This is a genomic window from Hymenobacter antarcticus (assembly GCF_039539545.1).
Lineage (GTDB): Bacteria > Bacteroidota > Bacteroidia > Cytophagales > Hymenobacteraceae > Hymenobacter > Hymenobacter antarcticus.
The window spans coordinates 24,656-49,153 of record NZ_BAABDI010000005.1; the positions used below are offsets into that span (position 1 = coordinate 24,656).

A 24,498-nucleotide genomic window follows, 5' to 3' on the forward strand; every position below is an offset into this window, starting at 1 on the left:
CGTCGGCTTTGGTCTTAGTCTTTTCGTCGTCGCTTTTGGTCTTCATGCCATCCTGGGCAAAAACCGGAGTGACTAGAGCCACAGCGAGGGCGAAAGTGGCGAGAAATGGCTTGGTGTTCATGAGTGCAGGTGTTAGTGAAAGAATTTATAATCTTTATCTAACGCAAAAACACAATATTGGTTGGTGCCATTGATTTCGAATAAGACTACCGCACCAAAATCTGCAACTGCGTTTCCAGGCTCTGGGGGTACTTTGGAGCCGACAGCATTTGGAGGCTTCCAACGCCTCATCCGGATTTGGCAGGTACTGGGGGCCGTTGTACATGATTTGATGCGGAAGCCCTGGATTTCGAAAAACGAAGCGCTGCTTTATTTTGACAGGACTTACGCGGGATGAAACGGGGGGAGCTGGGTCAGCGGGTAAAAAAACGTTGAGCCGTAGGGATGCAACATGTTGCATCCCTACGGCTCTGAGCTAAACCGGCAACCCTACTACACCTTTTCGGGCAGCAGCGTGGCTTCGGGATAGTTGCCGAGGATGGGCTGGCCGGCGGGGCCGTTGGTCACGGCTTCCACCAGCAGCTTGCCGCCCACGAACGCGCCTTTCCACGACTCGCCCAGGCCGCCGAAAACCTCTTCGCGGTCGCCGCGCGAGCGCAGCTTGTTGATGCCGACTTTGAAGGAGCGGATTTCCCGGGCCGTGCGCTTGGCCAGCGCCTCATCATCGGAGGCAATGGCGGCCACCAGGGCCCCGTTGGAAATGTTCATCTCCCCCACCAGCTCATCGATGCGGTCGACCAGCACGATGCTGTCAATCGGGCCGAAGGGCTCTTTGAAGTACAGCTCGCTCTGGCGGGGCAGGTTCACGAGGGCGCGCGGGGCCACGTAGGCGCTGCGGTCCTGGCCGGGCAAGAACAAGCTGTCGTCGAGACGGCCGTTGAGCAGCGGAGTAGCCCCGGTTTTCAACGCATCCTGGTAGAGGCGGTCGAGGTCCCGGGCCTGGGCGGCGTTGATGACCGGGCCGAAAGCCAGGTCGGGCAGCTTATCATCCGCGCTGTCCACCAGCGTGGGGTTGCCCACTTTCAGGTTGCGCACGGCATCCCAGTAGGTTTCCAGGAACTGCGGAAACAGGCGGCGCTCCACCACGAAGCGCACGTAGGCGGTGCAGCGCTGCTTGCCGTAGTCGTAGCCCTTCTTGAGCTGGTCGGCCAGGGTGTTCCAGTCGCTGTAGTCCCAGATGCCGTAGGCATTCACGCCTTCCATTTCCAGCATGTAGCGCTTGTCGGTAGTGGCCAGGGCATCGGCGATATTGCGGGCGTTTTTGCGGCCGCCCACGAAACTGAGGCAGTCGATGGCGGCGTGCTTCACCAGCACGTCGCTCAGCTCGCCGCCCGCGCCGCTCACCAGCGTCACGGGCACGCCGGCCCGGCGCACCAGCGCAAAGGCCAGGCTCAGGGAAATGAAGCCGCCATCGGTGGGCGTTTTGGCGATGACGGAGTTGCCGCACAGCGCCTGCACCAGCACCGCGTGCAGCAGCACCGACATGGGGTAGTTCCACGAGGCAATGTTCGACACCAGGCCCAGCGGCGTGCGGCTGCCCAGCAGCTGGTCAATGTTGTCGACGTACCACTGCACGCCCTCCACGGCGCGGTCGATGTCGGTGAAACCGAGCTTGTAGGTTTTACCGATTTCCCACATCAGCAGCTTGCCGATGAGGTCGACGTGCGGTCGCAGCGCCTCCAGGGCGGCCTGAACGCGAGCGCGGCGCTCGTCGCGGTCGGTAGCGGCCCAGGCAGGGGCCTCCTGCTTGGCGGCCAGCACGCCCCGCAGGGCGGTGGCGCTGTCCAGCATGGGCAGGCTGCCGAGCAGCGTGCCATCTATCGCGGAGTGAAACTTCCGAGGGTTGCCCGGCTCCTGCCAGCGGCCTTCCAGCAGGTTGAGGAAGCCGCCCTCGGGCGTGAAAATTTCCGGCGCGGCCTGTTTTACCTGGGCCAGCAGCGTGGCAAATTCAACCTGGGGCGAAATGATTTTGGGCATGTGGGAATGAGTTACGGGTTAAGAGGATGAGTTAAGAGTTAAAAATCACAGCAGGACTTACGCAACTTGAAAGCTAAATTATTGATTTTCAACAATAAGACAAATTCGCCTTGTCTGGATGAATGATTAACAATCAGCTTACACAGCGCATGAAGTCCGTAACTCCCATATATGTTGGGAGTTGAAAGCAGCCGTTTGATTTTAACTCTTATCTTCTACCTGTTAACTGCTGTTGCGCAGCATGGTCACGGCCTAGCCCCCCTCTCCCCGGTGAGAGGGGAGCTAGGCCGTGAGGTTGACGCCAAGACGGCCCGCCGTGCGTAAAGTCAGTCATCAAAGTAAGCAAGCGACAGCATTGTCCAAACTTTATTTCAATGCACCCCAAACCGTCCTCCCGACAAAGAAAAACCCCGTTTCCTGGCTGGAAACGGGGTTTTTAGTGGCCGCGTTAGGAATCGAACCTAAATCAAGAGCTTCGGAAACTCTCATACTATCCGTTGTACGACGCGGCCGGAATAGGCTGCAAAAGTAGCCACAAAAGCCCACGCAGCCAAATGACAGTGCCACTTTTCTGGCGTTAAAACCGGTTTCGGCACAACCTTAGGTCCAGAAACAAAGTTAATCCAGCACCTCAATCATCTTTCATTCACTCATTTTCTTCATGAAAAAGAATCTGTATACCGCCGATGCGGCGGCCGTGGGTGGCCGTAGCGGCCGCGTTCGCTCCGCCACTGGCGTAATCGACCTGGATATGTCCGTGCCGGAAGGCCTGGGCGGCAAAAAAGGCGCCACCAATCCCGAAGAGCTGTTTGCCGCCGGCTATGCCTCGTGCTTCCAGCAGGCGCTGCTCGTGATTTCGGAGCGCGCTAGTGATACCCTCGATAAGGAAAGCTCGGTGCATTGCTCCGTTACACTGTTTCAGGAAGGTGAAGGCTACGGCCTGAGCGCCATCCTCGACGTGGACTTGAAGAAATTCGACGAGGCCAAAACCATTGAAATGGTGCGCCAGGCCCACAAAATATGTCCTTATTCCGTTGGCACCCGTGGCAACATGGAAGTCGAGCTGCGCGTGATGGGCAAGGCCATCCCGGTGCAGGCCGAAGAAAATGTCGGCGTGGCCGAAGGAAAATAAGTTGAGAGTTAAAAGTTAAAAAGGCCCGTCCGGTAATCCAGACGGGCCTTTTTAACTTTTAACTCTCAACTTTTAACTAGCCTTAGGCGGTAGCCAGCACTTCTTTCACGCGGGCGGCGGCATCTTTCAGCAATACAGCTGAAGACACTTTCAGGCCGCTTTCGTTGATGATGCGAGCGCCTTCCTCAGCGTTGGTGCCTTGCAGGCGCACGATGATGGGCACGCGGATGTCGCCGATGGCTTTGTAGGCCTCAACTACCCCGTTGGCCACCCGGTCGCAGCGCACGATGCCGCCGAAGATGTTGATGAGAATAGCCTTCACGTTCGGGTCCTTCAGGATGATGCGGAAGCCGGCTTCCACCGTCTGGGCGTTGGCTCCACCCCCCACGTCGAGGAAGTTGGCCGGCTCGCCGCCGCTCAGCTTGATGATGTCCATGGTGGCCATGGCCAGGCCGGCACCGTTCACCATGCAACCCACGTTGCCGTCGAGCTTCACGTAGTTCAGGTTGTTCTGGCTGGCTTCCACTTCCAACGGGTCTTCCTCGTTAAAGTCGCGCAGGGCCACGAAATCCTTGTGGCGGTACAGGGCGTTTTCGTCCAGCGTCACCTTGGCGTCAACGGCCAGGATTTTGTTGTCCGACGTTTTCAGCACGGGGTTGATTTCGAACATGGCCGAATCGGTTTCGTCGTAAGCCTTGTACAGGGCCGTTACGAACTTCACCATTTCCTTCTGTGCTTCGCCTTCGAGGCCGAGGTTGAAGGCAATTTTGCGGGCCTGGAAGCCTTGCAGGCCCACGGCGGGGTCCACGTGCTCGCGGTGGATTTTCTCGGGGTGCGACTCGGCTACTTCCTCAATGTCCATGCCACCCTCGGTGGTGTAGATGATGACGTTTTTGCCCAGCGCCCGGTCTAGCAGCACGCTCATGTAGTACTCCTTCGGCTCCGAAGCGCCGGGGTAGTACACGTCCTGCGCCACCAATACCTTATGCACTTTGCGGCCTTCGGCAGTGGTTTGCTTGGTGATGAGCTGCATACCGAGGATGTTGCCGGCAATTTCCTTCACCTGCTCCAGGTTTTTGGCGAGCTTCACTCCGCCCCCTTTGCCCCGACCACCCGCGTGAATCTGCGCCTTAATAACGTACCAGCTGGTACCGGTATCGGCGGTGAGCTTCTCGGCGGCGGCTACGGCCTCCTCGGGCGTGTCGGCCACGATGCCTTCCTGCACGCGCACGCCGTATTTTTTCAGGATTTCTTTGCCCTGATATTCGTGAATGTTCATAAAAATGAAAAAGGGGTGGGTTAGCTACACTGACCTTCGGTTGCTGACGCGAAAGTACGGCGGCCGGGCCTTACTGCGCATACCACCGGGCCAAAACGGTTTCGGCAGGCTTGTGCTGGGGCGTGAAATCGGCGTGCCGGCGGGCCGGGCCATCAGCCTCCAGCCCCGGGTACCACTTCCAGATAAACGTGCCTTTTAGCCACGGCAGGCCCCAGCAGGCCCGAAACAGGGCCTCGTAGCAGCGGGCCTGCGTGGCCTCGTCGGGGGTTTGCAGGGCCGCCGTGCGCTCGGGCCACTCCCAGGGACGGATGGCGGCATCGGCCGTGGTCTTGTAGCCCACTTCGGTAAAAACAACGGGCTTTTTGATTTTTTTCTGCCACTGGGCCAGCTTTTGCAAATGCGGCTGCCAGCCGCGCAGCAAGGTGTCGAGCGATGGATTATCGGCCGTGCTCAACGGGAAATACGCCTGCACGCCCACGTAATCGAGGGCGTCCCAGAATCGGATTTGCTGGTACTCGCCGCTCCAGTTGGCCGCGTAGGTGAGCGGCCCATGGTACACCCGCCGAATCTGGCGGATGAGCGTGCGCCAGGCTTTTTCGTGGGCCGGCTCGGTGGCGTGCTGCAGCTCGGTGCCGATGCACAGGCCGGCGCAGTGCGTGGTTTCGGCCAGTTGGGCGTAGTGCAGCATAAAGCTGGAATAGCTGGCAAACCACGCGTCCCAGTCGGCCGGGCTGGCCATGTTAATGTCGCCGGGCCAGGCGCTGCGGCCCCGCACCCACAAGTGCGGCTTGAGCAGCGTGCGGATGCCACGCTGCCGCGCCAGCCGCACGGTGTGGGCAATGCCGGCATCGCTCTCGCCCCACAGGCCCCAGCGCCCCACCGGCCGCGCCGTGATGGTGCGAATGGTGGGGTCGGCGGCCCCGCTCTGCCAGCCAAAGGGTGTTTGGGCAATCCAGGTCACCCCAGCTTTGCGCAGCGGCTCCAGCTCGGCGGCCGTCACCGAATCGCCGCCCACCCAGTTCACGCCGCGCAGGCGGCTGCTATCGAACGCCAGGGGCCGACCAAGTGGCAATGCCGCCATATACGGCTCCTGAGCCGCCGGCCTGGCAGCGCGGGGCCTTTGCCACAGCAACACCAGCAGCCCCAACCCGGCTAGCAGGACCAGCGGCCACCAGCGGCGCACGGCGAACGGAGACGGTGATAAAGTCATGAATAGAAAAATAGAGCGGCTTCACGTTTTATGATAAGTTAAAAGTTGAGAGTTAAAAGCTAAAACCCAAGCTGCCTGGATTTTAACTTTTAACTCTCAACTTTTAACTTATCACAAAAAGGTGCAGGAACTTGGAAACCGCTGTAGTAGCCCGCAAAATAGTACGCACACCAATTTGTAGCCTACGTATAGGGTCCAGCTTCGCCGTGCCCTTCCGGATTCTGCGTAGCTTTGCCGTTACCCGCACCATTCACGTCTATCGCTGCCCGCCGTTGCTGCAAGCTATTAACATCCATAAGAGCTACAACTCTCTTAACGTGCTCAAGGGCATTGATTTGACGATTGAGAAATCGGAAATCGTGAGCATCGTCGGCTCCTCCGGGGCGGGCAAAAGCACGCTGTTGCACATTCTGGGCACGCTCGACAACCCCGATTCGGGCGAAGTGTTGTTCGATGGTGAGTCGGTTAGCTCCCTGGGGCGCAACGATTTGGCCCGGTTCCGTAACCGGCACATCGGCTTTATTTTCCAGTTTCACAACCTGCTGCCCGAGTTCACGGCCCTCGAAAACGTGTGCCTGCCCGCCTACCTGGCCGGGCGCTCCGAGAAAGAAGTGCGCGTGCGGGCCCGCGAATTGCTGGGCATGCTGAACATGGAATTTCGGGCCAACCACAAGCCCAGCGAGATGAGCGGCGGCGAGCAGCAGCGCGTGTCGGTAGCCCGCGCCCTGATTAACTCACCCGAAATCATCTTCGCCGACGAGCCCAGCGGCAACCTCGATACCAAGAACGCCCAGGAGCTGCACCAGATTTTCTTCCTGCTGCGCAAAGAGCTGGGCCAGACCTTCGTTATCGTGACGCACAACGACCAGCTGGCCGAAATGGCCGACCGCAAGATTGTGATGCGCGACGGGCACATCCTGGAAGGCGGGTAGGTTTTTTTCACCGCAGAAGACGCAGAAGAAAAGCGCAGAAGGGCCGCAGAGGATTTTTTCTTCTGCGGCCCTTCTGCGCTTTTCTTCTGCGTCTTCTGCGGTGAAAGCATTTCAGCCCATTTAGAAAGCGAAAACCTTTGCTCCGGCCGCTTACCCAATCTTATTAGCCGCATTTTTTTCATTAATGCATATAAACAACTGATAAACAGCAATAATATTTACCAATATTTTTGGCTTTTCTGGCACGTTTCTCGCAATGCTTCGGTTATAAACCCGAACATCAGTTGGACACATTACTAAAGAAAACCGCCATGAACGAGGCCCCCAAAACCACCAAGGAAGTTACCAAGAAAGCTAAAGTCGAGAGTTTCGATATCTCGCGTTCCGACGAAACGCTGGACCTGGCGAAGGACCTCGCCAAGTTCATTAAAGACAACAAGCTTAGCACGACGGTGCAGGGCAAGGAGTTCGTGAACGTGGAAGGCTGGCAGTACGCCGGCTCGCGGCTGGGCATCGTGCCCATCGTGGAGCACGTCATCAACGTGAGCAGCCCCGAGGAGCTGAAATACCAGGCCAAGGTGACGCTCTACGACATTCGCCACGGCGCGACCGTGGGCGCAGGCTTCGCGGTGTGCTCCAATAAGGAGAGCGGCAAGAAATTCTACCAGGAATTTGCCATCATGAGCATGGCGCAGACCCGCGCCATCGGCAAAGCCTACCGCAACTGCCTGGCTTGGATTATCCGCGCCGCCGGCTACGAGCCCACGCCCGCTGAGGAAATGGACTACAACACCAACGCACCCGCTGCTGTAGTTGCTCCGGCTGCCGCTGTAGCCAAGGCCGTGCCCGCCATGCAGGTGGTGCCTGCTGAAGCTCCGACAGTGGCTGCCGAGCAGGCTGGCGCCCCGATGCAATACGCAACGGCTGCTCAGAAAGAGGAAATTATTCGCTTGCTGAACCACCCGGTGATTACCCGCCCCGAGAAAACCAAGATGCTGCTCAACATCAACCGGCTTGATGAGGAGCGCGCCATCCAGTCCATCGCCAAGCTGCGCAAGGCTATTGATGACCGTGAGAACGGCGAAAAGGCTGCCGCGTAAGTTCCGGCTGTATTAGTTGAGAAGCCCGGTGCCGCAAGGTACCGGGCTTCTTTGTTGCCCTTTTCTACAGGGCAGGGGGCTGAGTTTATCCGCCAAAGTTGAGGCCGCCGCGTTCCGTTGGCAGTCCCTGATGATAAGGAATCCGTGGTCAGCGGTTAGAGGCACCTTCCTGAGCAGGCTGGTAATCCAGTCCGTTACCACCTGGCGCTTTCCCTTTTTAATAAAGCGCGGAGACGAACTTCCAGGCGCGCGGCAGCGTAACCGAGTGAAAAGGCCGGACTCGCGGGACCGTGCTTGCCTGACCGGCCCCAGTATTCAGCCTTTGGGAAACCCTTACGCTAAAGCCGGGCAAGCTGACTCGGGACCAGAAGCGAAAGAGCCTGTATTTTAGCCTGCACATCTCCCCTATGCCCGATACGCCTGCTTCGACCCTGCCCGCTGACCTAGCGGGCCCCGAGGATTTCTCGCTTACGCTGCTGGAAGTCGCCCTTACGGGCTTCGCTCTGTTCCGCCCGGTGTACGACGCGGCCGACGAGACAATCACCGACCTGGCTTACGAGTACCTCAACCCCGCCGCCCAGCAGATGCTGCGGCTGCCGCAGCGCCCCACCGAGTCTTTTCTGACGCGCTTCCCCAGCGCCGGGCCGGCCGGCATTTTTGCCTTTTACCGCGATGCTTTCCTATCGGGGCAGACCCAGCGCGAGGCCTTCAATTTTCAGCACGACGGCCTCGACGGCTACTTTCACCTGGTGGCCCGGCGGCAGGGCGCGCTGCTGGTCGTCAGCTTCCTCGACACCCGCGACCCGCTGCCGGCGGCCCAGGCCGGGGCCCTGCACCAGGCCCAGGCCCGCGAACGGGCCGCCCAGGCCGAGGCCGAGCGTCAGCGGGGAGAGCTCGAACGCGTATTCGAGCAGGCCCCCGTGGCCATTGCCGTGTACCGTGGACCCCGGTACGTCATCGAGCTGGCCAACCCCACGGCGTGCCGGCTGTGGGGCCGCACCCCGGAGCAAATCCTCGGCAAAGGCTTGTTTGAGGCGCTGCCCGAGGTGGCTGGCATGGGCTACGAAGAGCTGCTGGACGGGGTGATGGCCACCGGCATGCCCCACGTGGCCTACGCCATGGAGGCTCAGCACGACCGCAACGGCCGCCGCGAAACCGTGTACTGGGACTTTGTGTACGTACCCATGCACGAGGCCGACGGCAGCATCTACGGGGCCATGGTGGTGGCCACCGAAGCCACCGAGCAGGTCCGGGCCCGCCAGCAGCTGCAGCAGCTCAACGATGAGCTGGAGCAGCGCGTGGCTGCCCGCACGGCCGAAACCCGCGCCGCCCTCGTCGGGGCCGAGCAGCAGCGCGAGCAGCTGCGGGTGCAGCAGGGCCTCTTGAGCCAGATTATCGGCCAGGTGCCGGCCGCCATCGCCACGCTCAGCGGCCCCGAGCACCGCTATTCGTTCTTCAATGACCAGTACCAACAGCTGGTCGCCGGCCGCGCCGTGCCCGGCCGCCCGGTGGCCGAGGTGCTGCCCGAAATAAAGGAACAGGGATTCCTGGCCCTGCTTGACCGGGTATATGCCACTGGCCAGCCCTTCAGCGGCACCGAAACGGTGCTCCTGCTGCCGGGTTCCGCCGCCGGGTTGACCGAGACGCGCTACATCGACTTTATTTACCAGCCGCTGTTCGACGGCCAGGAGCGCCCGCAGGGCATCCTGGCGTTCGTCGCGGACGTGACCGACCGGGTGCGGGCCCGCAAGCAGGCCGAAACGGTGCAGGCCGCCATGCTGGCCGTGGTGCAGCGCCAGGCCCAGCAGCGGCAGGACCTGTTCCAGGTATTTGAGCAGACGCCGGTGTCCATTGTGCTGCTGCGCGAGCCCGACCACCGCATCGACCACTTCAACCCGGCCTTCGTGGAGCTGTTTCCGCCCGAAGTGTGGACCGGGCCGCTGCGCGGCCACACCCTGACGGAGGTGTACCCGCGCATCCGGCTGGCCGGTTTGGTCGAGCTGATGGACATCGTGTACGCCACCGGCGAAAGCCAGGCCGTCATCGATATGCCGCTCGCCAAACTGCACCCCGGCAGCCCGCGCTACGTCACGTTTGCCTACCAGGCCTACCGCGAGGAAGGCCGCATCGTGGGCGTGGCGGCGTTTGTCTACGATGTGACCGACCAGGTGCTGGCCCGCCAACAGGTGCACGCCCTGAACGCGGAGCTGGCCGCCATCAACCAGGAAATGCTGGCCACCAACGAGGAGCTGAAGATTACCAACAGCCGCCTCACGCGCACCAACGCCGACCTGGACACCTTCGTTTATTCGGCATCGCACGACCTGAAGTCGCCCATCACCAACGTGGAAGGCCTGCTGCTGGCCCTGCGCGAGCACCTGCCGGCCCCGGCCCTCGAAGTCCCGCTGGTGCCGCGCCTGCTCGGCATGATGGACGACGCGGTGGCCCGCTTCCAGCAAACGCTGGGCCACCTCACCGATGTTTCGCTGCTGCAGGCGCTGCCCGACCACTCCGCCGCCGAAACCGTCGACCTGCCCGCCCTGGTCGACGCCGTGCGCCTCGACATGCTGCCCGAGCTGACCGCCGCCGGGGCCACCCTCACCGTGGACCTGGCCGCGTGCCTCACGGTTCGCTTTTCGGCCAAAAACCTGCGCTCCATCGTCTATAATCTGCTCAGCAACGCCGTGAAGTACCGGGCACCCGACCGGGCGCCGGCCGTGGTGTTGCGCTGCCACGCCGCCGCCGGCCAGGTGGTGCTGGAAGTGCAGGACAACGGGCTGGGCCTGAGCGCGGCCCAGCAAAGCGAATTGTTCCGCATGTTCCGCCGCCTGCACGGCCACGTGCCCGGCTCGGGCGTGGGCCTGTACATGGTCAAGAAAATGGTGGAAAACGCCGGCGGCACCGTGGCGGTGCACAGCCAGCCGGGCGTGGGCTCCACGTTCACCGTTACGCTGCCCAACGCGGGCTAGCCCTTCACCCTTTATCCTCCTGCTTACATGAAAAAGCTTTCGAGCGTGCTCCTGGTCGACGACGATTCGACCAACAATTTCTTGAACGAGCTGCTGTTTCAGAGCCTCGGCGTCACGGACCGGCTGCTGGTGGCCGAAAACGGTAATCAGGCCCTGGACCTCATTGAGAATACCGCCGGCCCCGACGAGCCCGCCCTCATCCTGCTGGACGTAAACATGCCCGGCATGAACGGCATCCAGTTCCTGGAAGCGTACAAGCGCCTGCCCCAGGCCCAGCGCAGCGCCACGGTCGTCATCATGCTCACCACCACCATGGACGCCCGCGACCTAGCCCGCCTCGAAGAGCTCAACATCGCCGGACTGGTCAGCAAGCCGCTGACCAAGGAGAAAATCGAGCACATCCTGCAGCTGCATTTTCAACGGTAAAGCAACCGGGCATGGACGAGGAGCGCGCCATCCTGGCCATCGCCAAGCTGCGCAAGGCCATCGACGACCGTGAGAACGGCGAGAAGGCGGCGGCTTAAGCTGCGGTTTTGTTAGTGGAGAAGCCCGGTGCCGTGAGGTGCCGGGCTTTTTTTGTCAGGTACTTATTCGCCTTTCTAATTGAGCAGTGAACCATTGTGTGGAATAAACTGCGGGGTACCTTCGTAATGTTGAGAATTCTACCGTTTTTGTGAAATCGGCCTCGGTTGCCCCCAACGGCTATCTTAGGGCCATTTTTCACCATACTGCTTCGCTATGTTTCGTTTTCTCCTCTTCATTGCCCTATTGTTGGCGACGGCCTGTTCCGACGGGGTGAAGCGGGTCGAAGAAAGATTCCCTGGGGGCCAGCTCCGCTCCGTGGCCTACGTTCGGAACGGTACATTCCACGGCCCCCGGTTCATGTACTGGCCCTCGGGGCAAGCCCACTTGGAGATGCACTACGTGAACGGGCGCCAAGATAGCCTGGAGGTGTTTTACTACCCCGATGGGAAACGAAAGACCGTTTTTCACTTTCGCGACGGCCAGCCCCAGGGGCCTTACCAGTACTTTCGACCCGACGGCAGCCTGGATTTTGAAGGCAACCTGGACGGCCCCAAAATGGAACGGGGGCCGGTGCGCCATTACTACCCCAACGGCCAACTCAAGCGGATGCAAACCTTCCGCAACGGTAAGGCCACCGGACCAGTTGCGGCGTATCTGCCCAACGGCCGCCTCAAATACCGGGGCTACCAACGCGACGGACACGCGCAGGGGTGGAGCACGCTGTTTGACCCGCAGAGCACGGATTCGGTCCACATGCGGTTCGAGAACGGCCGCGTCGTGGAGGAACGCCCCTAAGAGGACGTTTTTACCCTCGTTTTCTTAAACCCCAAATCCAGACGCTGGCACGCCTCCATGTACAGCGGCAATGGCGCTTTTTGGCCGTTGTTTAGTTTAAGAAACCCGTTTGCGATTCAAAGTTCACGAAACTCGGATTTGCAATGAGTTTCGTGAACTCATTGCAAACATATTTCTTCGGTCTATTTGCTACTCTACCAGAGCACACTGTTCATTGCTGAAATAGCGTTCCGTTTTTCAACGGCCCTATCTTCGCCCCATGTCCTCCTCCCCTACCGAAACCTCGCCTTTGGCCCTGCTGCGCGAGCATTGGGGGCACACGGCGTTCCGGCCGGGGCAGGAGGAGATTATCAATTCGGTATTGAGCGGTCATGACACGCTGGCGCTGCTGCCCACGGGCGGCGGCAAAAGCATCTGCTTCCAGGTGCCGGCGCTGGCGCTCCCCGGCATCTGCCTGGTGGTGTCGCCGCTCATTGCCCTGATGAAGGACCAGGTGGACAACCTTCGCAAGCGCGGGCTGAAGGCCGAGGCCATTTACGCGGGCATGAGCCACCAGGAAATCGACCACGCGCTGGATAACTGCGTGTACGGCCGCAGCGTGAAGTTCCTGTACGTGTCGCCGGAACGGCTACTCACCGAGCTGTTTCAGGTGCGGGTGGCGAAGATGAACGTGGGCCTGCTGGCCGTGGACGAGGCGCACTGCCTCTCGCAGTGGGGCTATGATTTCCGGCCGCCGTATTTGCGCATCGCGGAGTTGCGCGAATCCTTACCGCCGGGCACGCCGGTCATCGCCCTCACGGCCACGGCCACGGCCCAGGTGCAGGCCGATATCGTGGAGAAGCTGAAGTTTCGGCCGGGCTCGGGGGTGTTTCGGCAGAGCTTCGCCCGGCCCAAGCTCTCGTATTCGGTACTGCATACCGAGGACAAGCTGCGCCGGCTGCTGGAAGTGGTGCGCGGCGTGGGGCCCACCAAAACCGGCATCGTGTACGCCCGCACGCGGCGGCAGACGGAGGACACGGCGGCGTTTCTGCAGCAGCACAAGTTTTCGGCCGCCGCCTACCACGCGGGCCTGCCGTCGGAGCAGCGCACCAAAGTGCAGCAGGACTGGATTGCGGATAAAACGCGCCTCATCGTGGCCACCAACGCCTTCGGTATGGGCATCGACAAGCCCGACGTGCGCCTCGTGGCCCACCTCGACGCGCCCGATACGCTGGAGGCCTACTACCAGGAAGCCGGCCGGGCCGGGCGCGATGGCCAGTACGCCTTCGCCGTGCTGCTGGCCGGGCCCAACGATGCCGACGAGCTGCGCCGCCGCACCAACCAGTCGTTCCCGCCGCTCGATACGGTGCGGCGCGTGTACCAAGCGCTGGCGAACTACTCGCGCACGGCGGTGGGCGGCGGGGAGCTGGCCGCGTTCGAATTCGATTTGCAGCAGTTTGCCGAAACCTACCGCATCAAGGCCGTGGACGCGCACAACTCGCTCAGGATTTTGCAGCGCGAAGGCTTCGTGCAATTGAACGAGGCGGTAAACAGCCCGGCGCGGGTCCACCTGATTATGAATCACCAGGATTTGTACGCGTTTCAGGTGGCCAACGCGCAGCATGACTTGCTGATAAAGGCGCTGCTGCGGCTGCACGGCGGCGAGCTGTTTGCCGATTTCCAGGCTATTTCGGAGAATGCGGTGGCCACGCACCTGCGCCGTAGCGTGACGGAAGTGCGCCAGCAGCTGCGCTACCTGCATACGGCCGGCATCCTGCACTACCAGCCCCGGCAGGAATCGCCGCAGGCCATGTTCACCACGCCGCGCTTCGACGCGTCCAAGCTGCCCATCGACCAGGTGCGGATGACGGCCGCCCGCGACCTGGCCCGCCACAAAACCAACGCCGTGGGCCTGTATCTGGGTGGTACGCGCTGCCGCCAGCAGCTGCTGCTCGCCTATTTCGACGAAGCTGACCCGGCCCGGTGCGGAGTCTGCGATATCTGCCTGGCCGAGAAAAAAGCGGCGCAGGCGGCCGCGCAGGCCCCGTCGCTGCGCGAGCCGCTGCTGGCGCACGTCCGGCAGGCGACCCCCACCCCGCGCGAGCTATTAGCCGCGTTTCCGCCGGCGCAGGCGGCGGCCGTGACGGCGGCCGTGCGGGAAATGGTGGACCGGGGCGAGCTGGCCTACGCGGCCGATGGCAAGCTGCAGATACCGGTCGGCAACGGCTAATTTTGCTGCCTCATCGTTCGATTAATCCCAATGGTTTTCACCCGCTGGCTTGCCGCGCTGCCTTTGTTCGCGGCATTGATTGGGGCCGATTCGCCCGACCCGGCCGCCCCCGGCCGCATCGAGCATCTGGCCAATTTCCCCTCCCGGTTTGTGAAGCCCCGCAATGTGGATGTGTGGCTGCCCGAGGGCTACCCGCAGCCCGGCACGCGCTACGCCGTGCTGTATATGCAGGATGGCCAGAACCTGTTCAACCCCAAAAACTCCTACGGCGGCGTGGCCTGGGAAGTCGACAGCACGCTGGCCGCTCTGAGCCGAAGCGTGCGCCCGTGCATTGTGGTGGGCATCTGGAATACCGACCGGCGCTTCACCGAATATGCCCCGGCCAGGCCCTACGCGGCCATGAGCCTGGCCCGACGCGAGAAAATAAACCAGGAGCGTCCCGGCCAGCCGCTTTCGGATGAGTACCTGAAATTCATCGTGCGCGAGCTGAAACCCTACGTGGACAAGCACTTCCAGACCGCGCCCCGCCGGGCCAATACCTTCGTGGCCGGCTCCAGCATGGGCGGCCTGATTTCGCTGTACGCGGCGCTGGAGTACCCGAACGTGTTTGGCGGCGCGGCCTGCTTTTCGACGCACTGGCCGCTCAGCCTCAAGGAAAACACGCCCGATTTCACCTCGGCAATGGTGCAATATCTGGATAGAAAGCTGCCGCGCCGCCACCGGCCCAAACTGTATTTCGACTACGGCTCGGCCACGCTCGATGCCCGCTACCAGCCCCACCAGCTGCGGGTGGACAGCGTCATGCGCGCCCACGGCTACGACTCCACGACCTGGCGCACGCGCAGCTTCCCCGGCGCGGCGCACAACGAGGCCGCCTGGAAGAAGCGCGTGCCGCTGGCGCTGCCGTTTCTGCTGGGCCGGCGGTAACGGGCAAAAACGCAGCTGCCTTCGCTGCGCGAGTGGCTGCTGGCGCACGTCCGCAAAATGGGTCCGACGCCGCGTGAGTTGCTGGCGGCATTCCCGCCCCGGCAGGCGGCGGCCATAACGGCGGCCGTGCGCGAGGTGGTGGACCGAGCTGGCCTACGCGGACGATGGGAAATTAATTACGGTCAGGAATTGAATGAATAATTAATCCAATTCCTACCCAACATCCACGCCTTGCATATACGCCTGCACCACGGGCAGCAGCAGCGGCGTGGCGGCGTCCAGGTACTCGCGCTCGGCCGCCGTCCAGTGGTGCGGGTGGCCGAACACGCAGGGCTGCAGGATGCCCCAGAGCTGGTCGTTTTCCACGATGTGGGCGTGGACCAGGGCGCGATGACCGAAGGTGCGGCGCTCAAACTCCTGGTTGAGCACGTCGGGGCCGGCCTCGGTCACGTCGTCCACATACACGGAGGGCCGGGTGGCCAGCGCGGCCCGGAACAGCGGGTCTTCCTTCGGCAGGTCGCCGGTGTCGTCCTGCCAGTCGTGGCGCGGGTCGGGCACGGCCTCATCCAGCCGCCACACCAGGGCAATGCGGCCCCGGCCCCGCCGCGGGTCGCGCACGTAGAGAAAGCAGCGGTCGGCGCGCAGGTGCGGGCCGATGAGGTCGAGGGCGTGTTGCAGGCGCTCGGCGGCGGGCTGGGCGGTGGTGAGAGCGGCTTGCAGTTCGACGGCGGGAGTGGTGGGCATGAGCATCAGGAGGACAAGCGTTGGTTGCGAAAACGGTCATGCTTCGGCTCCGCGGATGGCAGATGAGCATGACCGTCTATCATTCTTACTGGTTGGCTGCCAATTCGGTTGGCGCGCGCTGCGCCCCTACCCTTGCTGGAACGCCTGGTAGCCGCCCACCAGATTGCGGACGTTGGCGAAGCCCTGCTGGGTGAGAAACGCCTTGGCCGAGGCCGAGCGGCTGCCGCTCTTGCAGTGCACGATGATTTCCTGATTTTTCCACTCGTCGATGTCGTCGAGCTTTTCGGGCAGGGTGCCGAGGGGAATGTTTTGGGCCCCAACGATGCAGCCTTCTTCGTGCTCCCAGGGTTCGCGCACGTCGATGATGGTGGGGGTTTCGCCGGCTTGCTGGCGCTGGTGGAGTTCGGCGGGGGTGATGTCGGCCATGAGAAGAGGGGGGGGTGAACAGGTGGAGATAATGATACTGTGAACGCGAAAGTACGGCCGAAGTCTTAGCGGTTTGGTAACGCACGGACGCTCAGCGGCGCAGCCCGAAATTCGTACCTTTGCCGCTTCCCTCTACCCCCATTACTTTCTCCGAACCCTTTACGTCAGCTCATTCTCCGTTTATTCTCATGAAACACATTTTCGCTTCGCTGGTGGTGGCGTTTGGGCTGCTGCCCGCGGCATTGCACGCCCAAACGGTGCCCCCCATGCCGCCCGCCCCGCCCACCAACCTGCAGGGCGTGGCCCTGCGCGACTGGTACCGCGCCAACTGGTACGACGGCAAGCGCGTGGTGCTTACCTACGATGTGGCCCGCGGCCGGATGTACAACTACATCGACAATGTCAACAACACCGTCACCTGCGTGTACTCGGGGTATTCCGAGAGCGTGCCCTTCAACGCGACCAGCACCAACCCGGGCGTGGTCAACGACATCAACACCGAGCACAGCATCCCGCAGTCGTGGTTCAACCAGGTCGTGCGCATGCGTTCCGATATTCACCACCTCTACCCCACCCGCATCCAGTGGAACTCGGACCGGGGCTCCGACCCCTTTGCCGACATTCCCGATGCCACTACCCTGGGCTGGCTGCGCAACACCACCCGCCTGACGACCATCCCGACAAGCAACATCGACGAGTACAGCGAGGACACCAACTCGCAGTTCGAGCCCCGCGAAGACCACAAAGGCGACCTGGCCCGGGCGGCGTTCTATTTCTACACCATGCACGCCAACGAGAGTTTCGACCCGGGCAAAGGCGTGATTACGGCTCTGAGCGATTTGGCCACTTTTTACCGCTGGCACCTGGCCGACCCCGTGAGTGCCCGCGAAATTGAGCGCAACAACCGCGTAGCCGCCAGCCAGGGCAACTTCAACCCCTACATTGCCCACCCCGGCACCGTAGCCACGGCCTGGGGCCTCACGCCGCCCGGCCCGGTGTTCAGCTTCGCTACTGCCAGCGGCAGCCTCATCGAGGGCAATGCCGGCACCAACACCTACACCGCCACGCTGAGCCTGACCCCAGCCGCCACCACGGCCACCACCGTGCAGGTGAGCCTCGATGCGGCCAACTCGACGGCCACCAGCGGCAGTGACTTTTCGTTTGCCACGCCCACGACCGTTACCTTCCCGGCCGGCTCGACCAGCCAGACGGTGACCGTGACCGTGAACGGCGACACCCAGCCCGAAGCCGACGAAACCGTCGTTCTGAACCTGACCAGCCCGAGCACCGGCAACAGCGTGGGCAACCCCGGCACCCACACGCTCACCATCACCAACGACGACGGCCCGGCTCCCATGGTGGCCTTTGCTTCGGCGGGCGGCACCATTCAGGAAGGCAACGCGGGCACCGCTACCTACACCGTGAACGTGACGGCCAGCGGCACCCTGCCCACGGGCTCCTTCACCGTGCCGGTGAGCGTGGACGTGGCCAACAGCACCGCCACCGCGCCCGGCGACTACGTCCTCAACACCACCAGCCTCACCTTCAGCAGCACCGCCCTCACCCAGGCCGTGACCGTGACCGTGAACGGCGACCTCACCTTCGAGCCCAACGAAACCGTGCGCCTGCGCATTGGTACGCCTTCGAACGCGACGGTGCTGGTGGGCCAGCCCAACGCGCACACGCTCACTATTCTGAACGACGACGCGGCCCCGGCCGGCGCGCCCTGCACCAAGCCCTACTTTACGCAGTACGTGGAGTCGCTGACGGGCAATACCAAGGTGCTGGAAATTTATAACCCCACCCTGGCCCCCATGCCACTGGCCGGCAAGCGCGTGGCGCTGTACGCCGCCGGTTCCACCACCCCCACCGCTACCCTGAACCTGACCGGCACCATTGCTCCCGGCGACGTGTACGTCATCGGCAACACCGGCCTGAGCGACGCAGCCACCCTGGCCCAGACCGACGTGCTTTCCAACGTCTGCTTCTTCAACGGGCCGCAGTCCATTGCCCTGTTTGATGCGACGGATACGCTCGACGTTATCGGCGTAATCGGCCAGACGCCCGGCACCACCGGCTGGCCCGTGTCCAACGGCTCAACCATGAACAACACCCTCGTGCGGCTGCCCGGCACCAGCCAGGGCGGCCGCTGGAATGGCCCCTACGGCAGCGTAACCTGGTCGGCTATCGGCGCGGATAACTACGCCGGCGTGGGCAGCTACACCAGCGCGGCCTGCTTCATCCCCACAGCCACCCAGGCCGCCAGGGTGCTGCGCAACGCCCTCGAAATCTACCCCAACCCCGCTACCGCCAGCGTGCAGCTGCGCCTGCCCGGCGTAGCCAGCGCCCGCACCGCCACCGTGGTCGTGCTCGATGTGCTGGGCCGCCCGGTACGGCAGCGCACGGCCGCCATCGGGGCTACCGATGCCGTATCGGTGGACCTGCACGGCCTGCCCGCCGGCATCTACGCCGTGCGCGTGACCTGCGCCGACGCGGAGTACACCGGCCGCCTGATGGTGCAATAGCGCACCCCAACCGCGCAAAGCTTAAAAAGCTCCCGGCCTTCAGTGGTCGGGAGCTTTTTTTATCCTGCGGGTCACGGTGTTATCTTCGCCGCCGCACAACCAGAACTTGTTGAAATTCAGACTTTTACACCTTATTACGGCAGCCTTTTTTCTACTGACCCCCACGCTCCTCTTTGGCAACCTCGCTAATAACGGCGCACTGGCCGGCAACGGCACCTGGCAGCTTCAGGGGCTGGCGCGCACGCCCCAGCGCCTGGGCGACACCGGGCCGCTCACATTCAGCAAGCTCACCATCCAAATCGACTCGGCCGATGTGGCGCTGGACGCCCCGCTCACCGTGCGCGACACCCTGAACCTGCTGCGGGGCCGCCTCGCGCTGGGTGCCTTCAACCTGAACCTCGGCCGGGCGCGGGTGCTGGGCGGCTCGGCCGCCAGCTATGTACTGACCCAGAACCCGCCCGGCCCCGCCGGTACCTGCCGCCGCGACCATGTGGCCGGGCCGGTGCTATACCCCGTGGGCACGGCCAGCGGCTACGCGCCCCTCACCTACACCGGCCAGCCGGGCGGCTACGTGGCCACCGGCGTGCGGGTATTCGAGGGCCTGCTCACCGATGGCCTCAGCGGCGCACCTTTTGCCCCAGCGGCCCGCTTCGTGAACCGCACCTGGGTGGCTACGGCCACTGCGGCCCCCAATCCGCAGCCCGGCCAGCTGGCTGTGCAGTGGGAACAGACTGCCGAAAACGGCAGCTTTCAACGTGCCCAAAGCGCACTTTATCAGCACTACTTCTTCTCGGCCGGCCCCTGGAGCCGGGTGAGCGCGGCCGTGGCCGCTGCCGGCGCGGGGCCGTTTGAGGCGGGCTTCGGCACTGTCGGTTTCGAAGGGGCTTTTGCCGTGGGCAACGTTACGGCGCTGAGCACCCGGGCACTCAGCGGGCCGGCTTTGCTGGAAATTTCGCCCAACCCCAGCGCCGCCTCAGTACGCCTGAGCCGCACCGGCCCGGCTGGCCCACTCACGCTCGGCCTCACCTCCCTGCTGGGCCAGACGCTGCTGGCCGAAACCACCGGCTCGCTGGCTATGACTGAGGCGCGACTCAACGCCGCTCTGGCGCAGGCCGCACCGGGCGTGTATGTAGTAACGGTGCGAGCCAACGGGCAAACCCAGCACCTGCGACTGGTGCGCGAGTAGTAGCGAATACCACAGAACGAGTACCCCGAATTTTCAATTCGGGGTACTCGTTCTGTGGTATTCGCTTTTCAAACCAGCAGCCTAGCATATTCGGCGTGATTTCGCTGTACGAAAGCGGCCATGAACTTACAGGTCGTTTTCACCTTCAGATGATTTTCCTGCGCGAAGGCCAGGCCGGCACGGGCCAGTTCTTCGGCCACGCCCTGGCCCCGCAGGGCCTCATCCACGAAGGTGTGCGTAAAGTCGACGATGCCCTCGGCGGGCCGGACGTAGGCAAGCTCCGCCTTGTGGCCGGCGCGGGTAGTGGTAAATTCCTTTTTGTCGGGGTTGTGCTTAATGGGCATTGTGGCTGATGGTTATGAATGAGCGAACGCAGTAGCTGGGAGTAAAGGTGAACGGTGGCGGCCGGTTTGCGTACAGGTATGTAGAAAAACGGGCCTACCCGTTTGGTTTATCCTTCTCCTTTTCTTTCAATTCCCATGGATACGCAAAACCCTTCCACGACGCCGGCCGAAGACCAGCCCCGCAACGCCGCCCAACCCACCCCCAATTCAGCCGATACCAACGCCAGCAGCCCTACTTATGGCGAGTTTGGTGGCGTAGCCGCTTCGGCCCCGCTGGCGGCCAACCATACCCCGCAACCCGCCAACAGCACCCCGCCCGGCCGCAGCGGCTCCAACGACAACCCCGACGAGTTCAGCGAATTCCGCGACCGCAAGGAAGCCGAAAAAGCCCCCGACAACCCCGAGGACCAGCCCGGCCACGTCGAGCAAAACCAGGACCCCGAAGCCGTGCGCGCCGCTAGCCACGCCGATGCTGATGTGCAGCGCCAGGCCTGGGCCCAGGACGACCCGCGCTACGCCGGCGGTGGCACCCACAACACCCGCAGCGAGCCGGCCGGCAACCCGGCCACCGACGAATAAGCTCAATACCAACTTCTTAAAATCCCCTGATTCCCCCTCCCCATGGCCACCAACCCCAACGATACTTTCGACCAGGAACCCTCCGAAGACGGGGCTTCCACGCCCATGCTTGATGCCGCCACCCACGGTCAGGTGCTGGACGACAACAACGCCTCGGGCCAGGAAAAAGCTGACCAGATGGACGACTCCCTCCGCACGTTTGAGGAGGACATGAACACCCGCTCCCAGGCCGGCGGCGACCCCGACGCCCTCCCCAAGGAGCTCACCGACCCCAGCGACCGCGCCTTCACCCTGCCCGAAGAGCACGGGCCGAAATAAAGCACCCGTTTACCCCCAAAAAAAGGCTTTCATCAATGGATGAAAGCCTTTTTTTTATGCTCGGGTGCCAGCTAGTATCCGCTCCCAAATACGCCAGGCAAAGTACCGTGCGCAGGGCCCACCCAGCTTTGTCCACGCGGGTTTGGAGAAAATTAATACGCCACCCAAATAAGGCGGGAATAGTTTAGCAAGACCTTGAAAATGGTGAACTTTTGATTGGTGATGAGGCGTTTTATATATTAAATATTGTATATTATATTTAATCCAATAAAACCTGGTAGAGAAGGGTGTGTGCAGATGCTCACCCAACAAACCAGATAGCGCAGTCATCTTATCCATGGCATCGATTTGAAAGAAGCTGCGGTCGCGAAACCGGTCTTAAACTGTTTGTTTTTCATCCTTTTTTCTCATCTCCTATGGATACCCCAGTCCCTGCCACGCCAGCACCATTGGCCACCAACCAGGCCACCCAAAATCAGGAGCCAGCCGCCGCTCAAGCCCCGGCTCCGGACGCTACCGCCAGCCTTACCCTTCCTCAGGCGGCGGCCGCGCCCAACTTGGTTGCAGCCCAAATCGCTCCGGCTCCGGCCGATGCCAACCCCGCTCCGGTTGCGGTGGCTACCGTCAATTCCACACCGGTCGCTACCATTATCGCCGCACCGGTTGCCACTGCCCCCGCCGCTGAAGCAAATCAGGCCAATTACGCTAATCCGGGCAATGCAAACACTGCCGCCGCGGCCGGAAACCCAACGAAGCTGACATTTTCTATCCCAATAGAAATATTGGTGACTACTCCGCTGCAACAGCCGGCTAACCCAATAGCCCAGCCCATCAACAATGCGCCAGCCAATCCTGGGGATGCCAATGCCAACCCGGGCACTGAGAAAGGGACCATTGGTTTTCAGTATGCGGCGGCCCGTAGCAATGAAGCTGACACTCCTGAAGCCACTAATAACCAGCCCGCTAACCCACCCGCCGAGCAAGCACCCCAATAAGCGGCTATCCATAGGCATTAAGAAAGGCTTCCACCCGCGAGTAGAAGCCTTTTTTAATGCTTATCTGCGCCTTTTCACCACTTCCAGCCCACCTGTGCGCCAGTATACCAATTGCGGCCCGGCGCCGGCTGAAAGTAGCGCCCGCCAAAGGCATTCAGGTCATTGCCGAGGCTGTAGTTCCGGTCCGTCAGGTTATCGATTCCGGCGTAGATATTGGTTTCGAGATGCCTGGCAATGGTGCGCCGCCAGCCGCCCCGCGCCCCAAATACCCAGTAGCTGGCCGCTTGCTCCGTATTAGCGTCGTTGAGCACCACCCGGGCCTGGTGGCTGAGGTTGGGGCTAAGGTAAAACCCGAGGCGCTCGCTGAAATCGAGGCCGGCGCTGAGCGTGTGCGGCGTGGTGCCGGTGAGGCGGTTGCCGCTCAGGTCGGTGCCGCTGCTGGCGTAGCGGCCGAAACGGAAGTCGTTGTAGGCGTAGCTGGCCCAGGCGCGTAGGCCGCGGTCGGGCACTCGCTCGTCTTTACTATCCGACGCTGGTGCTGCCTGCCGCCACAGCCAGCCGCTCAACGCCATTTCGAGGCCGCGCTGGTGGGTGCGGCCGGTGTTGCGGAACACCACGATACCTTGGTCGGTAGTGCTGCTGACGATGGTTTCACGCTGCTCCAAATTGAACAGATTCACTTCGTACAGCAGCCGGTTGTTGAAGAAATTGCCCCGGGTGCCCACCTCGTAGCTCATGCCGCGCTCGGCCTGCAATTCCCTGTTTAGGCCGCCATCAGATGTGCGGATTTCATCGGTAGTGGGTGGCGAAAAGCCGGTACTCACGCTGGCATACACCGACAGCTGCGGACTAAATTCCTTAAGCAATGCCACGCGGGGCGACAGTACGGGCTGGAAATCGCGGCTAAACTGGTAGCCGCCGGGGTTGGCGGCGGCTCCGCTCACCCGCGCGATGCGGTAGCGCAGGCGGTTGTAGCTGGCGGCCACGGTCAGCAGCAAATCGGCGGGCAGCTCGTAGTCGGCCTGCGCAAAGGCGAAGCCGGTGGTGGTCGTGATTTCATCGTCGTAGCGCAGGGCACCGGGTGTTCCGGCCAGGTTTTGGTAGCTGCGCCCATTGGCAAAGCTGGCCTGGAGCTCGCCGCCGCCCTGCAGCCGCAGCGTGTGGCCGGCCAGCGTGGTGCGGTAGCGCAACGCCGTGCGCCCGCCCGTGCCCACGGCCGTGTTCCGCTCATAATCCACCAGAAACGGCGTGCGAATAGCCGTACCGCTGCCGTAGAGCGTGGTTTGCAGGTCCAGCCGGTCTGTGAACCGGTACTCGTGCGTGAACCCCAGCAAGCCGGTGCGCGAGGCATAAAAAGTGCGCTGGGCCACCGTGCCGGGCTGCGCGGCCACTCCGAGCCGGGCCGGGGTGCCCGGCCGGGCCTGTCGCGGGTCGGCCGCGAACTGCGCCCGGGTGAGGCCGCCGGGCAGCTGGTAGCTGATATCGGCGTAGAGCAAATGGGCCGCCAGCGTGGTTTTGGGGCCGGCCACGGTGCGGACGTCGAAGGCGAAAACGTCGCGCTGCATCGCGCTTTGCTGGCGGTAGCCGTCGAGCTCTTGGTGGGCATACTGGGCGCGCACGCTGCTGGTGGCACTGCCCGTTTCGGCCGTGATAGTGCTGCGGCGCAGACCGTAGCTGCCCACCGTGGCTCCCACGGCCACCACGCTGCGGCCCGCCGCCACTTCCGGCGTGCCGAACAGGGCCACGCCGCCCGTGCCCGCGCCGTACACGCTGCCGGCCGGCCCCTTCAGCACTTCCAGCCGCCCGATAATGGCGGGGTCAAGCAGATTCAGCGGCGTGCTGCCGCTGGCCTCGGTGTAGGGAATGCCGTTGTAGTACACCTTCACGTTGCGCACTCCGAATGGCGAGCGCAGCGTGCTGCCCCGAATGCTGAGGCGGTAGCTGGCCGTGGCCCGCTCCTCCAGCCGCACGCCGGGCAGCGTATTTACGGCCTGGGTGAGGGCGGCGGGGCTGAATTGCGCAATCACGCGGGCATCAATCACGCCCACGGCTGCGGCCGTGCGGCGCAATGGCAGCCGCTGGCCGTAACCCGTGACGGTGGCTTCAGGCAAGGCCACGGTGCGAGTGGTATCGGGGCGCGTTTGGGCGGCGGCGGGCAGCTGAGATAAGGCAGCCAGTAAAAGCAGTAGGTAACGGGAAAGCATGAAGGCGCTGATGAGTCTGGGACGACGCAGACCAGCACAGTACGGGAATTGTTGCCCGATGA

The 24,498-nt window shown here is 62.5% G+C and carries 20 protein-coding genes and 1 tRNA gene; 13 read left to right on the plus strand and 8 right to left on the minus strand.

Annotated features, from left to right (window positions below; all coding sequences use genetic code 11):
• Nucleotides 1–492 precede the first annotated feature (492 nt).
• Together ABD819_RS05440 and ABD819_RS05445 are read right to left on the minus strand one after the other, a co-directional pair.
• On the minus strand, nt 493–2,037 hold the full coding sequence (locus tag ABD819_RS05440) for an aldehyde dehydrogenase family protein (RefSeq protein ID WP_345121831.1): 1,545 nt from the start codon (nt 2,035–2,037) through the stop codon (nt 493–495).
• A 440-nt stretch (nt 2,038–2,477) separates the two neighbouring features.
• Nucleotides 2,478–2,549, minus strand: a tRNA-Arg gene (locus ABD819_RS05445).
• Between the two features lie 149 nt (nt 2,550–2,698).
• Between ABD819_RS05445 and ABD819_RS05450 the strand changes: the two genes are divergently transcribed.
• The gene (locus tag ABD819_RS05450) at nt 2,699–3,169 is read left to right on the plus strand and encodes an Ohr family peroxiredoxin (protein WP_345121833.1); all 471 of its coding nucleotides are present in this window, start codon (nt 2,699–2,701) and stop codon (nt 3,167–3,169) included.
• An 82-nt stretch (nt 3,170–3,251) separates the two neighbouring features.
• Here ABD819_RS05450 and sucC read toward each other — a convergent pair whose 3' ends face one another.
• Both sucC and ABD819_RS05460 read right to left on the minus strand, forming a co-directional pair.
• A complete protein-coding gene (gene sucC, locus ABD819_RS05455) occupies nt 3,252–4,448 on the minus strand; it encodes an ADP-forming succinate--CoA ligase subunit beta (RefSeq protein ID WP_345121835.1) in 1,197 nt (398 codons plus the stop codon).
• A gap of 70 nt (nt 4,449–4,518) precedes the next feature.
• A complete protein-coding gene (locus ABD819_RS05460; RefSeq protein WP_345121837.1) occupies nt 4,519–5,658 on the minus strand; it encodes a glycoside hydrolase family 113 in 1,140 nt (379 codons plus the stop codon).
• A 272-nt stretch (nt 5,659–5,930) separates the two neighbouring features.
• On the opposite strand from ABD819_RS05460, the gene ABD819_RS05465 reads away from it, so the two are divergent.
• The 7 genes from ABD819_RS05465 (at nt 5,931) to ABD819_RS05495 (ending at nt 15,115) form a co-directional block, all read left to right on the plus strand.
• Complete coding sequence (locus tag ABD819_RS05465) at nt 5,931–6,590, plus strand: ABC transporter ATP-binding protein (protein ID WP_188560580.1); 660 nt, start codon at nt 5,931–5,933, stop codon at nt 6,588–6,590.
• A 284-nt stretch (nt 6,591–6,874) separates the two neighbouring features.
• Entirely contained in the window at nt 6,875–7,690 is an 816-nt protein-coding gene (locus ABD819_RS05470) for a hypothetical protein (RefSeq protein WP_345121839.1), read from the plus strand.
• A 407-nt stretch (nt 7,691–8,097) separates the two neighbouring features.
• Entirely contained in the window at nt 8,098–10,659 is a 2,562-nt protein-coding gene (locus ABD819_RS05475) for a PAS domain-containing sensor histidine kinase (protein ID WP_345121841.1), read from the plus strand.
• Between the two features lie 27 nt (nt 10,660–10,686).
• The gene (locus ABD819_RS05480; protein WP_345121843.1) at nt 10,687–11,085 is read left to right on the plus strand and encodes a response regulator; all 399 of its coding nucleotides are present in this window, start codon (nt 10,687–10,689) and stop codon (nt 11,083–11,085) included.
• 312 nt (nt 11,086–11,397) lie between these two features.
• Nucleotides 11,398–11,979, plus strand: coding sequence for a toxin-antitoxin system YwqK family antitoxin (locus ABD819_RS05485; protein ID WP_345121845.1), 582 nt, complete (start codon nt 11,398–11,400; stop codon nt 11,977–11,979).
• 259 nt (nt 11,980–12,238) lie between these two features.
• On the plus strand, nt 12,239–14,188 hold the full coding sequence (locus ABD819_RS05490) for a RecQ family ATP-dependent DNA helicase (RefSeq protein WP_345121847.1): 1,950 nt from the start codon (nt 12,239–12,241) through the stop codon (nt 14,186–14,188).
• 30 nt (nt 14,189–14,218) lie between these two features.
• Nucleotides 14,219–15,115, plus strand: coding sequence for an alpha/beta hydrolase (locus tag ABD819_RS05495; protein ID WP_345121849.1), 897 nt, complete (start codon nt 14,219–14,221; stop codon nt 15,113–15,115).
• A gap of 213 nt (nt 15,116–15,328) precedes the next feature.
• Here ABD819_RS05495 and ABD819_RS05500 read toward each other — a convergent pair whose 3' ends face one another.
• Together ABD819_RS05500 and ABD819_RS05505 are read right to left on the minus strand one after the other, a co-directional pair.
• A complete protein-coding gene (locus tag ABD819_RS05500; RefSeq protein WP_345121851.1) occupies nt 15,329–15,859 on the minus strand; it encodes a GAF domain-containing protein in 531 nt (176 codons plus the stop codon).
• A 126-nt stretch (nt 15,860–15,985) separates the two neighbouring features.
• Nucleotides 15,986–16,285 (minus strand): rhodanese-like domain-containing protein, encoded by a 300-nt coding sequence (locus ABD819_RS05505; protein WP_345121853.1) that lies wholly within the window; start codon nt 16,283–16,285, stop codon nt 15,986–15,988.
• A gap of 188 nt (nt 16,286–16,473) precedes the next feature.
• On the opposite strand from ABD819_RS05505, the gene ABD819_RS05510 reads away from it, so the two are divergent.
• Together ABD819_RS05510 and ABD819_RS05515 are read left to right on the plus strand one after the other, a co-directional pair.
• Nucleotides 16,474–18,810, plus strand: coding sequence for an endonuclease (locus ABD819_RS05510; RefSeq protein ID WP_345121855.1), 2,337 nt, complete (start codon nt 16,474–16,476; stop codon nt 18,808–18,810).
• Between the two features lie 109 nt (nt 18,811–18,919).
• Nucleotides 18,920–19,996 carry a T9SS type A sorting domain-containing protein gene (locus ABD819_RS05515; RefSeq protein WP_345121857.1) on the plus strand — a complete coding sequence of 359 codons (1,077 nt, stop codon included), beginning with the start codon at nt 18,920–18,922 and terminating at the stop codon, nt 19,994–19,996.
• A 68-nt stretch (nt 19,997–20,064) separates the two neighbouring features.
• Here ABD819_RS05515 and ABD819_RS05520 read toward each other — a convergent pair whose 3' ends face one another.
• Nucleotides 20,065–20,340, minus strand: coding sequence for a GNAT family N-acetyltransferase (locus ABD819_RS05520; RefSeq protein ID WP_345121859.1), 276 nt, complete (start codon nt 20,338–20,340; stop codon nt 20,065–20,067).
• A gap of 135 nt (nt 20,341–20,475) precedes the next feature.
• Between ABD819_RS05520 and ABD819_RS05525 the strand changes: the two genes are divergently transcribed.
• From ABD819_RS05525 to ABD819_RS05535, 3 genes are all read left to right on the plus strand, one after another.
• Nucleotides 20,476–20,919 (plus strand): hypothetical protein, encoded by a 444-nt coding sequence (locus ABD819_RS05525; RefSeq protein ID WP_345121861.1) that lies wholly within the window; start codon nt 20,476–20,478, stop codon nt 20,917–20,919.
• A 42-nt stretch (nt 20,920–20,961) separates the two neighbouring features.
• Nucleotides 20,962–21,237 (plus strand): hypothetical protein, encoded by a 276-nt coding sequence (locus ABD819_RS05530; RefSeq protein WP_345121863.1) that lies wholly within the window; start codon nt 20,962–20,964, stop codon nt 21,235–21,237.
• A gap of 416 nt (nt 21,238–21,653) precedes the next feature.
• The gene (locus ABD819_RS05535) at nt 21,654–22,232 is read left to right on the plus strand and encodes a hypothetical protein (RefSeq protein ID WP_345121865.1); all 579 of its coding nucleotides are present in this window, start codon (nt 21,654–21,656) and stop codon (nt 22,230–22,232) included.
• A 74-nt stretch (nt 22,233–22,306) separates the two neighbouring features.
• Here the strand turns inward: ABD819_RS05535 and ABD819_RS05540 are convergent, their stop codons facing one another.
• Entirely contained in the window at nt 22,307–24,436 is a 2,130-nt protein-coding gene (locus ABD819_RS05540; RefSeq protein ID WP_345121867.1) for a TonB-dependent receptor family protein, read from the minus strand.
• Between the last annotated feature and the right edge of the window lie 62 nt (nt 24,437–24,498).

Excerpts from the sequence above, each read along its gene's own strand:
- ABD819_RS05460 (WP_345121837.1), bottom strand. The coding sequence starts at position 5,658 with ATGACTTTATCACCGTCTCCGTTCGCCGTGCGCCGCTGGTGGCCGCTG.
- ABD819_RS05495 (WP_345121849.1), top strand. The coding sequence starts at position 14,219 with ATGGTTTTCACCCGCTGGCTTGCCGCGCTGCCTTTGTTCGCGGCATTG.
- ABD819_RS05535 (WP_345121865.1), top strand. The coding sequence starts at position 21,654 with ATGGATACCCCAGTCCCTGCCACGCCAGCACCATTGGCCACCAACCAG.
- ABD819_RS05540 (WP_345121867.1), bottom strand. The coding sequence starts at position 24,436 with ATGCTTTCCCGTTACCTACTGCTTTTACTGGCTGCCTTATCTCAGCTG.
- ABD819_RS05450 (WP_345121833.1), top strand. The coding sequence starts at position 2,699 with ATGAAAAAGAATCTGTATACCGCCGATGCGGCGGCCGTGGGTGGCCGT.
- ABD819_RS05525 (WP_345121861.1), top strand. The coding sequence starts at position 20,476 with ATGGATACGCAAAACCCTTCCACGACGCCGGCCGAAGACCAGCCCCGC.
- ABD819_RS05510 (WP_345121855.1), top strand. The coding sequence starts at position 16,474 with ATGAAACACATTTTCGCTTCGCTGGTGGTGGCGTTTGGGCTGCTGCCC.
- ABD819_RS05485 (WP_345121845.1), top strand. The coding sequence starts at position 11,398 with ATGTTTCGTTTTCTCCTCTTCATTGCCCTATTGTTGGCGACGGCCTGT.
- ABD819_RS05475 (WP_345121841.1), top strand. The coding sequence starts at position 8,098 with ATGCCCGATACGCCTGCTTCGACCCTGCCCGCTGACCTAGCGGGCCCC.
- ABD819_RS05490 (WP_345121847.1), top strand. The coding sequence starts at position 12,239 with ATGTCCTCCTCCCCTACCGAAACCTCGCCTTTGGCCCTGCTGCGCGAG.
- ABD819_RS05505 (WP_345121853.1), bottom strand. The coding sequence starts at position 16,285 with ATGGCCGACATCACCCCCGCCGAACTCCACCAGCGCCAGCAAGCCGGC.
- ABD819_RS05440 (WP_345121831.1), bottom strand. The coding sequence starts at position 2,037 with ATGCCCAAAATCATTTCGCCCCAGGTTGAATTTGCCACGCTGCTGGCC.
- ABD819_RS05530 (WP_345121863.1), top strand. The coding sequence starts at position 20,962 with ATGGCCACCAACCCCAACGATACTTTCGACCAGGAACCCTCCGAAGAC.
- ABD819_RS05520 (WP_345121859.1), bottom strand. The coding sequence starts at position 20,340 with ATGCCCATTAAGCACAACCCCGACAAAAAGGAATTTACCACTACCCGC.
- ABD819_RS05500 (WP_345121851.1), bottom strand. The coding sequence starts at position 15,859 with ATGCCCACCACTCCCGCCGTCGAACTGCAAGCCGCTCTCACCACCGCC.
- ABD819_RS05480 (WP_345121843.1), top strand. The coding sequence starts at position 10,687 with ATGAAAAAGCTTTCGAGCGTGCTCCTGGTCGACGACGATTCGACCAAC.
- sucC (WP_345121835.1), bottom strand. The coding sequence starts at position 4,448 with ATGAACATTCACGAATATCAGGGCAAAGAAATCCTGAAAAAATACGGC.